This window comes from Paramesorhizobium salinisoli, from assembly GCF_003335045.1.
Lineage (GTDB): Bacteria > Pseudomonadota > Alphaproteobacteria > Rhizobiales > Rhizobiaceae > Paramesorhizobium > Paramesorhizobium salinisoli.
In genome coordinates this window covers 192058-204852 of the sequence record NZ_QOZG01000008.1, presented here as the reverse complement: position 1 = coordinate 204852, position 12795 = coordinate 192058, and the positions used below count along the sequence as shown (strand labels likewise).

The 12795-nt window shown below is 59.9% G+C and carries 12 protein-coding genes; 7 read left to right on the top strand and 5 right to left on the bottom strand.

Annotated elements, in window-relative coordinates:
- Nucleotides 1-136: 136 nt before the first annotated feature.
- From DUT91_RS18945 to leuB, 3 genes are all read left to right on the top strand, one after another.
- Nucleotides 137-814 (top strand): LON peptidase substrate-binding domain-containing protein, encoded by a 678-nt coding sequence (locus DUT91_RS18945; RefSeq protein WP_114442063.1) that lies wholly within the window; start codon nt 137-139, stop codon nt 812-814.
- A 27-nt stretch (nt 815-841) separates the two neighbouring features.
- Complete coding sequence (locus DUT91_RS18940) at nt 842-1033, top strand: Trm112 family protein (RefSeq protein WP_114442062.1); 192 nt, start codon at nt 842-844, stop codon at nt 1031-1033.
- Nucleotides 1034-1147: 114 nt separating this feature from the next.
- A complete protein-coding gene (leuB, locus tag DUT91_RS18935) occupies nt 1148-2260 on the top strand; it encodes a 3-isopropylmalate dehydrogenase (protein ID WP_114442061.1) in 1113 nt (370 codons plus the stop codon).
- 72 nt (nt 2261-2332) lie between these two features.
- Here leuB and DUT91_RS18930 read toward each other — a convergent pair whose 3' ends face one another.
- Nucleotides 2333-4222, bottom strand: coding sequence for an MFS transporter (locus DUT91_RS18930; RefSeq protein ID WP_114442060.1), 1890 nt, complete (start codon nt 4220-4222; stop codon nt 2333-2335).
- A 528-nt stretch (nt 4223-4750) separates the two neighbouring features.
- Between DUT91_RS18930 and DUT91_RS18925 the strand changes: the two genes are divergently transcribed.
- A complete protein-coding gene (locus DUT91_RS18925; RefSeq protein ID WP_114442059.1) occupies nt 4751-5785 on the top strand; it encodes an aspartate-semialdehyde dehydrogenase in 1035 nt (344 codons plus the stop codon).
- Nucleotides 5786-5882: 97 nt separating this feature from the next.
- On the opposite strand, the gene DUT91_RS18920 is transcribed toward DUT91_RS18925, so the two are convergent.
- From DUT91_RS18920 to DUT91_RS18910, 3 genes are all read right to left on the bottom strand, one after another.
- Nucleotides 5883-6305: a metallopeptidase family protein gene (locus DUT91_RS18920; protein WP_114442058.1), complete on the bottom strand. Its 423-nt coding sequence runs from the start codon at nt 6303-6305 to the stop codon at nt 5883-5885.
- A gap of 82 nt (nt 6306-6387) precedes the next feature.
- Nucleotides 6388-6993, bottom strand: coding sequence for a 3-isopropylmalate dehydratase small subunit (leuD, locus tag DUT91_RS18915; protein WP_114442057.1), 606 nt, complete (start codon nt 6991-6993; stop codon nt 6388-6390).
- 142 nt (nt 6994-7135) lie between these two features.
- Entirely contained in the window at nt 7136-7612 is a 477-nt protein-coding gene (locus DUT91_RS18910) for a glyoxalase superfamily protein (RefSeq protein WP_245419804.1), read from the bottom strand.
- 242 nt (nt 7613-7854) lie between these two features.
- Between DUT91_RS18910 and DUT91_RS18905 the strand changes: the two genes are divergently transcribed.
- Nucleotides 7855-8757 (top strand): HpcH/HpaI aldolase/citrate lyase family protein, encoded by a 903-nt coding sequence (locus DUT91_RS18905; RefSeq protein ID WP_114442055.1) that lies wholly within the window; start codon nt 7855-7857, stop codon nt 8755-8757.
- Nucleotides 8754-8960, top strand: a complete 207-nt coding sequence (locus DUT91_RS18900) for a DUF1737 domain-containing protein (RefSeq protein WP_114442054.1) — start codon at nt 8754-8756, stop codon at nt 8958-8960. The genes DUT91_RS18905 and DUT91_RS18900 overlap by 4 nt, the downstream gene beginning before the upstream one ends.
- Nucleotides 8961-9020: 60 nt before the next feature.
- Here DUT91_RS18900 and DUT91_RS18895 read toward each other — a convergent pair whose 3' ends face one another.
- Entirely contained in the window at nt 9021-11072 is a 2052-nt protein-coding gene (locus tag DUT91_RS18895) for a M3 family metallopeptidase (protein ID WP_114442053.1), read from the bottom strand.
- A gap of 320 nt (nt 11073-11392) precedes the next feature.
- On the opposite strand from DUT91_RS18895, the gene mgtE reads away from it, so the two are divergent.
- Nucleotides 11393-12793 carry a magnesium transporter gene (mgtE, locus tag DUT91_RS18890; RefSeq protein ID WP_114442052.1) on the top strand — a complete coding sequence of 467 codons (1401 nt, stop codon included), beginning with the start codon at nt 11393-11395 and terminating at the stop codon, nt 12791-12793.
- The last annotated feature ends 2 nt before the right edge of the window (nt 12794-12795 follow it).

Genomic DNA, 12795 nt, shown 5'->3' with positions numbered 1-12795 from the left:
CTGGAGAAGGCTGGAAAATGAAGGGACCGCACGGCTTGAGTTCAGGCCGTTGCGCCCCATCTTTTGGAAATGACGGAATATCCCGTCAGACGGCCGAAATGATGGCCGACGGCTTCTGAAGTGGGAGTGGCTTTCGATGCAGGCGGGCAATGCCCATTACCGCACCATGAACGATATTCCGGAAATCATCCCGGTTTTCCCTCTGAAGGCGGCGCTGCTCCTGCCTGGCGGGCAGATGCCGCTCAATATCTTCGAACCGCGCTATCTGGAGATGCTGGATGCCGCGATGGCTGGAAAACGCATAATCGGCATGATCCAGCCTTGCCTTGACGGCGACCAGAAAGCGGCCATGCGGCGGGTTCCCGATCTGTGCGAGGTCGGCTGCATGGGCAGGATTACAACCTATGCCGAGACCGGCGACGGACGTATCTTGATCACGCTGCAGGGCATCTGTCGTTTTCGCGTGCTGGAGGAGGTGACGAGCCGCCTGCCCTTCCGCCAATGCCGCATTGCTCCTTTCCTGGCTGATCTCGAAGAGACGGCGGGAGCCGAGGAAATCAACCGCCAGGCGTTGCTCAAGGCCTTTCGCGATTATCTCGACGCGAACAATCTCGATGCCGACTGGGACAGCATCTCGCGCGCGGGCAATGAGACTTTGGTCAACGCGCTAGCGATGATGTCGCCCTTTGGTGCTGCGGAAAAACAGGCGCTGCTCGAAGCGGCGGACCTCAAGACACGCGCTGAAACGCTCATCGCGCTCACCGAAATTGCACTGGCGAAGGAAAACGACGATTTTGGCTCGAGTCTCCAGTAGTCGACATTCTTCTTGAGGAACATCAGTATGAGCGAAACCAGACGACTTTCCGCCATCGACCCCAAGCTCCTCGATCTCCTTGTCTGCCCCCTGACCAAGGGACGCCTCGTCTATGACAAGGAGCATGGCGAGCTCATTTCGGAAAAGGCCAAGCTTGCCTATCCCGTGCGCGACGGCATCCCCATCATGCTGCCTTCGGAAGCCCGCACCATCGAATAGCCGACACGCAGATACCCAATCTTCTGAGGCCAGGACCGACCAGAGTTGAAATGCCGCGGCCGCTTGTCTAAGACACGCCGGAAATCCTTTTCTCCAGCGAAGGCGCGACACATCATGGCATCCAGAAAACTTCTCCTCCTGCCCGGCGACGGCATCGGCCCGGAAGCAATGGCGGAGGTTCGCAAGATCATTGCCTGTCTCAATGCGGATCTGGGCTTGGGCTTCGAACTCGAGCAGGGGCTGGTCGGCGGCTCTGCCTATGACGCGCACGGCAAGGCGATTTCGGAAGAGGACATGGCCAAGGCGCTCGCCGCCGACGCCGTTCTCTTCGGTGCGGTAGGCGGCCCTAAATGGGACAGCGTTCCCTATGATGTGCGCCCGGAGGCCGGGCTTCTGCGCCTGCGCAAGGACATGGCGCTGTTCGCCAATCTGCGCCCTGCGATCTGCTATCCAGCGCTTGCCGGGTCTTCCTCCCTCAAGCCTGAGATCATCGAGGGTCTCGATATCCTCATCGTCCGCGAACTGACCGGCGGCGTCTATTTCGGCGAGCCGAAGGAGATCATCGATCTCGGCAACGGCCAGAAGCGCGGCATCGACACGCAGGTCTACGACACCTTCGAGATTGAGCGCATCGCCGGCGTCGCCTTCGAGCTTGCCCGGACCCGCGGCAACAATGTCACCTCGATGGAAAAGCGCAACGTCATGAAGTCGGGCGTGCTGTGGAACGAGGTGGTCACCGCAACGCATAAGGCGAAATATTCCGATGTCCAGCTCGACCATATGTTGGCCGATGCCGGGGGCATGCAGCTCGTGCGCTGGCCCAAGCAGTTCGATGTCATCGTCACCGACAACCTGTTCGGCGACATGCTGTCGGATGTGGCGGCCATGCTCACCGGCTCGCTCGGCATGCTGCCCTCCGCATCGCTCGGCGCCCCGGACGCCAAGACCGGCGCCCGCAAGGCGCTTTATGAGCCGGTGCATGGTTCGGCGCCTGATATCACTGGCAAGGGCGTCGCCAACCCGATCGCCATGATCGCCTCGCTCGCCATGTGCCTGCGCTATTCCTTCAACCTTGTCGCCGAGGCTGACCGGCTGGAGGCCGCCATATCAGGCGTGCTCGACGATGGCCTGCGCACCGCCGACATCTGGTCCGAAGGCAAAAGCAAGATTGGCACGGTGGAAATGGGCGATGCGATCCTCGCCAAGTTTAAGACGCTTTCCGCCTGATTTCTCCTATGAGCAGCAAAAGCCCGGCGCGATCGCTCGCGCCGGGCTTTTTCATTTATAGCCGTCCAGCGATCACTTGATCGCGTCGAGATCGACGTTTTTCTTTTCGCGCACGAAAAGCATGCCGATGACAAAGCTCATCGCTGCGATGATGATCGGGTACCAGAGGCCATAATAGATATCGCCCTTGGCGGCACTCAGCGCGAAGACCGTTGCCGGCAGCAGTCCGCCGAACCAGCCATTGCCGATGTGGTACGGCAACGACATTCCGGTGTAGCGGATGCGGGTCGGGAACATCTCGACCAGGATCGCCGCGATCGGGCCGTAGACCATGGTGACATAGATCACCAGCAGGGTCAGGATCGCGATGGTCAGCGTCCAGTTGATGGCAGCCGGATCAGCGACCATCTTGAAGGCGCCGCCATTGGGTATGGTGTAGACCGGCTGGTCAGCACCGCCCAGCGCTTCCGCTTCCGCCGGCGCCAGAAGCTTGTTCTTGATCAGATCTGCCGCTGGCATGGTGGTCTTTTCACCGGCCCGGACCGTGGCTACGTCGAGACCGAGCTCCGGATTGGCGGCAGCAAAGGCGTCAAGCTTGGAATCCGGCACCTGTATCGGATCGCGAACCAGCGGGAAGCCTGCCTTCTGCAGTGCAACGTTCATGTCATGGGCAAGCTTGCCCTGTCTTGCCTTGGCATCCACACCGGCGGCCGCCGCATCATAGGATTCGACGGTCATATCGCCGATCTTGACCGTGGCGGGCGAGCCGGCCGGGCCAGGAACGACCTCATAGGGCACCGACGATCTGGACAGGAACGCCGTGGCGATATCGCAGGAATTGTTGAACTTCGACGTTCCGGTTGGATTGAACTGGAAGGTGCAATCGCCGGGGGCCGCCGTTACCGTCGCCTTGACCGTCTGCTCGGCATGCGCCAATGCCGGATTTGCGGCATAGGTGAGCGCCTTGAACAGCGGGAAATAAGTAAGGACCGCGAGAAGCAGGCCCGCCATGATGATCGGCTTGCGGCCGATCTTGTCCGACAGCCAGCCGAAGAACACGAAAAAGCCGGTGCCGAGAACGAGGGAAGTGGCCACCATGATATTGGCGGACTGGTTTTCCACCTTCAGCACGTTCTGAAGGAAGAACAGCGCGTAGAACTGACCACAATACCAGACCACTGCCTGACCGGCGGTGAGGCCGAAAAGCGCGATCAACGCGACCTTGGCGTTCTTCCACTGGCCGAAGGCTTCAGACAGAGGCGCCTTGGAGCCCTTGCCTTCTTCCTTCATGCGCTTGAAAGCGGGCGATTCGCTCATCTGCAGGCGGATCCAGACGGATATGCCGAGCAGGAGGATCGAAAACAGGAACGGAATGCGCCAGCCCCAAGCGGCGAAATCTTCCTTGCTGAGCAAATTCTGGATCATGAGAATGACGATCAGCGACAGAAACAATCCGAGCGTCGCCGTGGTCTGGATCCATGAGGTGAAGAAACCGCGCCGATTGTTGGGTGCGTGTTCCGCCACGTAGGTAGCGGCACCGCCATATTCGCCGCCGAGGGCCAGACCCTGAAGCATGCGCAGGACGATCAGTATGATCGGCGCCAGAATGCCGAGCGTTGCCGAACCGGGCAGAAGGCCGACCAGGAAGGTCGATGCGCCCATGATCACAATGGTGACGAGGAAGGTGTATTTACGCCCGACGAGATCGCCCAGACGCCCAAACACCAGCGCGCCAAAGGGGCGCACGAGAAAGCCCGCAGCGAAGGCAAGCAGCACGAAGATGTTGCGTGTCGTCTCTGGATATTGGCTGAAGAAGGCCGCGCCGATGAAGCTGGCGAGCGTGCCGTAGAGATAAAAATCGTACCACTCGAAAACGGTGCCGAGCGACGAGGCGAAGATGACTTTCTTCTCCTCGCCCGTCATTTTTTGCGTGCCGATATCGGCACTTGCCGTGACAGTCATTGATGTGTCCTCCCAGACGATTTGAAATGATGCAGCATCTGAAATGCTGAGGCGAAGCACGCGTATCCTCCAGCCGGGTGCCTCGCCTGATACACGCCTATCATGACCTTAAACGCGGAATTTCGGCACTATTCTTTGGGATTATGACTTTAGTCTAAGATGCTCGTGAGGAAATACATTCGGGGCGATCGCATATGCGGTGCATGCACGCGCTGCAGACGCATCAAGATCAGGAATTGACTCTTTTCAGAAACGGGATACAAGCACCATCGGACAAGGAGAACCCGCGTGTATCGCGTATCGGCAACGCCAGCTTCGTCTCATGTTTCCGGCCTTGCCGCCGGATGCGGGCGTATGTTCTCTGTTTCCACCAAATCCACGGCCAAAACCATCACGAAAACGACCGCCAAAACGGTCTGATTTCCCTTGGCCTGCTCGCCCTCTCCCCGGGTCTGGTCCGGGGAAGGAACAACCCGCGTGGCCACCGGGTTCTTTCAAGAAAAAGCGGAGAGGGACAGGAGAAGACAAATGGGTTTCAAGATAGCGGTTGTCGGCGCCACCGGTAATGTGGGCCGCGAAATGCTCAATATCCTCGACGAGCGCGGCTTCCCCGCCGATGAGGTCGTGGCGCTCGCCTCGCGTCGCAGCCAGGGCACGGAAGTCTCCTATGGCGATCGGACGCTAACGGTGAAGGCGCTCGACGCCTACGATTTCTCCGACACGGACATCTGCCTGATGTCGGCGGGCGGATCGATTTCGCTGGAATGGTCGCCAAAAATCGCGGCGCAGGGATGCGTCGTCATCGATAACTCTTCCGCCTGGCGCTACGATCAGGACGTTCCGTTGATCGTGCCGGAAGTAAACCCTGACGCTATCGAGGGCTTCCGCAAGCGCAACATTATCGCCAATCCCAATTGCTCGACGGCGCAACTCGTCGTGGCGCTGAAGCCTCTGCACGATGCAGCGAAGATCAAGCGCGTCGTCGTCGCTACCTACCAGTCGGTCTCGGGCGCCGGCAAGGAAGGTATGGACGAGCTCTTCCAGCAGTCGCGCGCCGTGTTCGTCGCGGATCCGATCACCACAAAGAAGTTCACCAAGCGCATCGCCTTCAACGTCATCCCGCATATCGATGCCTTTATGGAAGATGGCTACACGAAGGAAGAATGGAAGATGGTGGCCGAAACCAAGAAGATGCTCGATCCCAAGATCAAGCTGACGGCGACCGCTGTGCGGGTGCCGGTCTTCATCGGACATTCCGAAGCCGTCAATATCGAGTTCGAGAAGCCGATTTCCGCAGCGGAAGCCCGTGAAATCCTGCGCGATGCGCCTGGATGCCAGGTCATTGATAAACATGAAAACGGCGGCTACATCACCCCCTACGAATCCGCCGGCGAGGACGCAACCTTCATTTCCCGCATCCGCGAGGACATCACGGTTGAAAACGGCCTTGCCATGTGGATCGTGTCGGACAATCTGCGCAAGGGGGCCGCACTTAACACCATCCAGATCGCCGAACTCATGGTGGCCCGCGGACTGGTCAAGCCGAAGGCGCTAGCCGCCTGAGTTTGCAGCATTGCTATTATGGAAAGCGCCGGCATGTCCGGCGCTTTTCTATGTCCCGATTGCTGGGGTGACTGATGCCGGCCAACGGAACAAATAGCTATTCCGTACTCGCCTCGATCTTTTCCATGTCATCGTCGGAGAGGCCGAAATGGTGACCGATCTCGTGGATCAGCACATGGGTGACGATCTCGCCCAGCGCTTCCTCATGTTCGGCCCAATAGTCGAGTATGGCGCGGCGGTAGAGCGTGATCCTGTTCGGCCCATCGCCTGTGGTCATCGAGAAGCGCTCGCCGATGCCCACGCCTTCGAAAAGGCCGAGCAGATCAAACGGCGTCTCCAGCCCCATGTCGTCGACGATCTGGTCTTCGGGGAAATCAGCGAGTTGGATGATGACGTCGCCGCAAAGGCTGCGAAACTGTTCGGGCAGGTGCGCGAACGCCTCGATCGTCAGTGATTCCATTTCGTCGAGCGAGGGTGAATAGCGCTTAGCCCAATCGCCGGTCTGATCCGTGCGGGCCATGTCTTCTCCTTTGTGTCAGGCGCCGCTAGATAGCGGCACCCGGGACGTCGCGATCAACGGCAGAAGGAAATCAATCCGCGATTCAGGCCCAAGGGCGCTTTGCGGCGTTCTCTGCCTCGAACTGGGAAATGCTCGAGGCCTTTTCCATCGTCAGGCCGATATCGTCGAGGCCATTGAGCAGGCAATGCCGCTTGAAATCGTCGAGGTCGAATGGGATCGAACCGCCGTCGGGACCGTGAATTTCCTTGGCTTCCAGATCGACGGTCAGCGTCGCATTGGCTCCGCGCGAGGCATCGTCCATCAGCTTGTCCAGGTCTTCCTGGCTGACCGTGATCGGCAGGATGCCGTTCTTGAAGCAGTTGTTGTAGAAAATGTCGGCGAACGAGGTCGAGATCACGCAACGGATGCCGAAATCGAGCAGCGCCCAGGGCGCATGTTCGCGCGAGGAACCGCAACCGAAATTGTCGCCGGCGACGAGGATCTGTGCGTTACGATAAGCTGGCTTGTTGAGCACGAAATCCGGATTTGCCGAACCGTCCTCCAGATAGCGCATCTCCGCGAAAAGCCCTGTGCCGAGCCCGGTGCGCTTGATCGTCTTCAGATAATCTTTCGGAATGATCATGTCCGTGTCGATATTGATAATCGGCAACGGAGCGGCAACGCCGGTGAGCTTGGTGAACTTGTCCATAATCTGACCTGTCGGCTTGATATTTTTCCAAGCGCAACGCTTTACACCAGCTTGGCGCGGAGTCAAAGACCCGAACGCCCGGCTCCAGCGCCGGCGAGGATCCGCGAGGGCAGGCCTGAACCCGCCCTCGCGCCATATGTGATTATCGCTGCCGCAATGCCATCACGCCCGTTTCGGTGCCGGTCAGGCGGCGCGAACGTCCGTCAGCCCCGACGATCGTGGTCAGCCGCGTGCGGAGCGCCGAAAACAGCGGCGACGTCACCACGTCGACCGGCGGATCGAAAGCCACTGTCACGCGCCACAAATCACGCTTGATCGTCTCTTCCACGCCGATGACCCGGCCGTTGACCGGATTGCCGTTGAACGTTCCCTCGACATCGCTGCCGACAGAGAACGGAGCGGCTTTCATATCGGCCTTTTCTTCAACCGCCGGCTTTGCGGCGGACGTCGCGGCAAGCGTGTTCCAGTCGCGCGCGCCTACCTGGCGGGCGACGAGCTCCAGCGCCCTGGCATGGCTGATCGCGATACCTTCATCGCTCAAAGCCTGACGCAGCCGCTTGGCCTGCTGCTTGAAATCGGGCGGCGGTACCGTCCCGGACATTTTTACCAAAGATTGCATAGTCACGGAGTTCGCTCCTTAATCAGGCGAACGGCTTTTTCATGAACGGGAGCCTGCATTGCCGTTCTGCCGCCGCATGGACAGGAAACGAAAGACCGGAAGCTTTACCATGGCATTTGCCGCAGACGGCGGGCGCTTTCCTGCCCTACGCACAAATAGGCGAACAGGCACATGCATTCAAGAGAGCTGAAGCCACCGGCTCCGCGCTTGCGCGCCGCCACGGATAAAGGCAAAAAGCAGACATGAAGAATATTCCTCGCTCGCGCCGTTCCGTGCTCTATGTCCCAGCTTCCAACCCACGAGCGTTGCAGAAATCGGCAACGCTCGCCGCGGACGCCATTATCTACGATCTTGAGGATTCAGTTGCGCCCGAAGTAAAGGCTGAAGCACGCGAAGCGTTGCGGGCACATTTCCGCGCGCATCCCGCCGCTGGCTGCGAGCGCATCATCCGTATCAATCCGCTGGTCTCGCAATGGGGTGGCGAGGACATCCTTGCCGCACGCGCCTGCAATCCGGATGCGATCCTTCTTCCCAAGGTGGAGCATCCGCGCGATCTGATCGAGGCGGCAACCGCGCTCGACGAAGCCGATGCCGCCGACACATTGGGCCTATGGGCGATGATCGAGACCCCACGCGGCATCCTCAACGCGGATGAGGTGGCGCGGCTCGGCTCTCATTCGTCCGCGCGGCTCGGCTGCTTCGTCGTCGGCCCCAACGACATCGCCCGCGAGACGGGCGTACACCTTGCAGGCGATCGGAAATTCCTGGTTCCCTGGCTGATGCAAATCGTGCTTGCCGCTCGCGCCGGTGGGCTCGATGTCCTCGATGGCGTTTTTAATGATTTCGCAGACCCGGCCGGCTTCGGGCGCGAGTGCCGGCAGGGCGCCGCCATGGGCTTTGACGGCAAGACGCTCATCCACCCCTCCCAGATCGATGAGGCCAACCGATCGTTCTCGCCTGATGAAACGGAGGTCGCCGAAGCCCGCGCCATCGTCGAGCTTTTCATGAGGCCCGAAAATGCCGATAAAGGCGTCCTGTCCCTCAACGGCAGGATGGTCGAGCGGCTGCATCTGGCCATGGCCGAAAAATGTCTCACCAAGGCGAACAGGATCGCAACACCACATAAGGATATCGAGAGAAAATGAAGCTTTTCCGATTTATCACCGGCCCCGACGATGCCCAGTTCTGCCACCGCGTCACGGCGGCCCTGAACAAGGGCTGGCAGCTCCATGGCAGCCCCGCCTACACCTTCAATGCCTTGACCGGCACGCTCCATTGCGGCCAGGCCGTGGTGAAGCAGGTCGAAGGTGTCGATTACACGCCTGACATCAAGCTCGGCGAGTATTGAGCCGGTTTACCCCGCATTTCTCCTCAGCCGTGCGACCCATGGCTGAGAAGCTTGAAAAACTCAGGCAAGCCCACGCTTTTCGATCATTGCATCCGGCGTCGGCATCTTGCCACGGAAGGACTTGTAGAGCACTTCCGGATCTTTCGCCCCGCCGGCTGAATAGATATAGCGTTTGAGCCGTGCGGCGAGGTCGGGATTGAAGGCGTCGCCCGTCTCCTCGAAGGCGCTGAAGGCATCGGCATCGAGCACTTCGGACCACATGTAGGAATAATAGCCCGCTGAATAGCCGCCGCCCGAGAACACATGGGTGAAATGCGGCGTGCGATGGCGCATGATGATCGCCTCTGGCATCGAAAGCCTTTTCAGCGTCTCCGTCTCGAAGGCGAGCGCATCGACAATCGGCTCGCCGCTCGCGTGAAATGCCATATCCACCAAGGCGGATGCCGTGAATTCCACCGTGTCGAAACCGGCATTGACGGTCTTTGCCGCCAGCATCTTGTCGAGAAGCGCCTTCGGCATCGGCTCGCCCGTGCGATAGTGCAGCGCATATTTTTCCAACACCTCCGGCACGGTCAGCCAATGCTCGTAGAGCTGCGACGGCAGTTCAACTAAATCGCGCGACACCGCGGTGCCCGATATCGCCGGCCATGTCACATCAGACAACAGCCCGTGCAGCGCATGGCCGAATTCGTGGAAAAGCGTGCGCGCGCCATCGAGCGACAGCAACGCCGGCTCGCCCTTCGAAGGCTTGGCGAAATTCATCACGTTGTAGATGATCGGCTCCGCGCCACCGTCGAGCTTGTGCTGGGATTGCAGCGCGCTCATCCACGCGCCCGACCGCTTCGACTGCCGGGCGAAATAATCGGCGAGGAACAGTCCTCGGCGACTGCCATCGGGATTCTTTACCTCCCAGACACGCACGTCAGGGTGCCATGTCGGAATGCCTTGCTTCTCCTCGAAATGGATGCCGAACAGGCGGGTGGCGACGGCGAACGATGCCTCAATGATCTTTTCGAGTTGGAGATAAGGCTTCAGCTCCGCCTCGTCGAAGGCGAAGCGTTCGGCCCGCCGCTTTTCCGCGTAATAGCGCCAGTCCCATGGCGCCACCTTGTGATTGCGACCCTCGGCGGCGATCAGCCGTTCGAGTTCCGCCTCCTCCTGTGCGGCGCGCGCCCGTGCTTTTTCCCAGACCGGTTCGAGCAGGCCCATCACCGCTTCAGGCGTCTTCGCCATCGTATCGTCTAGCTTGTAGGCGGCATAGCTTTCATATCCCAGCAGTTTCGCCATTTCCGCCCGCAGTGCGACCGTCTCGGTCACGATGGCGCGGTTATCCGACGAGCCGCCATTCTCGCCACGCTTCGCCCAGGCGTGAAACGCCTTTTCGCGCAAGCTCCGGTTTTCCGAAAACGACAGGAAGGGCTCGATGACCGAGCGCGCCAAGGTCACCGCCCAGGCATCGGGCCGCCCACGCTCCTCCGCCGCGCCGCGCATCGCATGGCGCACGAAATCCGGCAACCCCGCAAGTTCGGCCTCATCCGTGATGAACAGGGCCCAGTCGGCCTCATCCTTCAACACATTTTGCCCGAACTGCGCGCCAAGCGCCGCCAGTTTCTCATTGATGTCGGTCAGCCGCGCCTTGCCGGCTTCGTCGAGCTTCGCGCCGCTGCGCACGAAACGCTTCCAGATCTTCTCCAGGACCCGCAGCGTTTCCTCGTCGAGTCCGAGCGTGTCGCGCGCGGTGTAGAGCGCATCGATGCGGCCAAAGAGCCGGCTGTCCATCATGATCTTCGAATAATGCCGCGACATTTTCGGCGCGATCTCGCGCTCCAGCGCCTGGATGGTGTCGTTGGTATGCGCTCCGGCGCGCAGCCAGAAGATCGCCGAGACGTGTTCGAGCGCCTTGCCGGTAAGCTGCAGCGCCTTCAGCGTGTTGTCGATGGTGGGGGTTTCCGAGGCTGCTGCAATCGCTTCGATCTCCGCCATGTCCCCAGCAAGCGCGGCATCGAATGCAGGCCCGAAATCATCATCGGAAAAGGCGGTGAAATCCGGAAGACCCAGAGGACCCGACCAAACGGACAGGGCAGGATTGACGGCGGCTTTCGTGCTGGACATGGGCGAGGCTCCAATCGGGACGGCGAATACTTGGCACCCCCACATCTAGACCTCCGGAGGCCGCGCCACAAGACAAGCAAGCCGCAAGCCCCTGACTTTGCAAGCCCTTGACTTTGAAGGAACTCGGGAGCACATGAAGCAACATCGTCGCGGATACTACTCAGACAACGCAACGACGATTTTTTAACCGGAGTTCAACTCTCATGCCAAGCGACAGTCCCAGTCGATTGTCCCAGCCGTCATCGGCCGACGTGATCTGATCGCTTGCGATCGGTTTGTCACGATCTGCCATGACGGCGGATCGACGGAAAGGCAAACCGATGACCCAGAACAAATTTCCCCCGGAAGTCTTCAACCCGGAAATCCTTGATGGCTCCGATCTTCCGGCAGCTGTGATTGCACACCGTCTTGCTGGAATGCATCCCGCTGACGCAATCGAAATCCTCAACGACCTCGATATAGACGACGCGATCGCCGCAATCGCCCATTTGCCGCATGAGCAGGCCGTTAACCTGCTCGACCGGCCGGAACTGCGCCGGACCGACGAGATCTTCGAGAACCTGCCGCTCAATCTGGCCGGCGGCTTTCTCGATGCAATGTCGGCGGATAGGGTCACCGATATCTTTCAGGAGTTGGAAGATCCCGCACGCACGCGGCTTTTCGCCATTCTCGACACGGAAACCAAGGCTGCACTGAAAAAGCTGCTCCATTATCCGCCCGATACCGCCGGCAGCCTGATGACGACCGAGCTCATCTCCGTGCCAGCGACATGGACGGTTTCCCGGACTCTGCAACATATCCGCGACGTGGAGCGCTCGCGCGAGACGGTCTACGCCATCTACGTCGTCGATCCCGCGACGAAGGTGCTGCAACGCGTCGTCACGCTACGCCGCCTGATCACCAGCGAACCGGGTACGCCGATCATTTCCGTCGGGCACGACGGCAATCCCGTCACCATTTCGCCGCTGACTGATCGCGAGGACGTCGCCCGGCTCTTCCGCAAGCACGATCTGCTTGCGGTGCCTGTGGTCGATGATGACAGGCACGTCATCGGCATCGTCACTGTCGATGACGTGCTTGACGCCATGACCCATGAAATGACCGAGGATACCTATAAGTTCGGTGGTCTGGAGGCGATCACCAAGCCCTATATGGAGATCGGCTTCCTCGAAATGCTGAGAAAGCGCGGCGGCTGGCTCAGCATCCTTTTCCTCAGCGAGATGCTCACCGCAAGCGCAATGCAGTATTTCGAGGTCGAGCTTGAAAAAGCTGTGGTTCTGGCGCTGTTCATTCCGCTTGTCATGAGCTCGGGCGGCAATTCCGGCTCCCAGGCGACCTCGCTGCTGATCCGCGCACTGGCGCTTCAGGACATCAAATTGCGCGATTGGTGGAAGGTTGCACTGCGTGAGTTGCCGACCGGGTTCGCGCTCGGCTCACTGCTCGGCATCATTTGCCTGATTCGCATCACCACATGGCAGATGCTCGGCCTCTATGATTACGGCCCCCACTGGATGCTGATCGCCGCCACCATCGCCGCCGCATTGGTCGGCATCGTCACCTTCGGCTCTCTCTCCGGATCGATGCTGCCCTTTATCCTGCAAAGGCTCGGTTTCGATCCGGCGAGTGCTTCGGCGCCCTTCGTCGCGACGCTGGTCGACGTCACCGGACTGGTCATCTATTTCAGCGTGGCCTTGATCTTCCTGTCCGGCACATTACTTTAAGG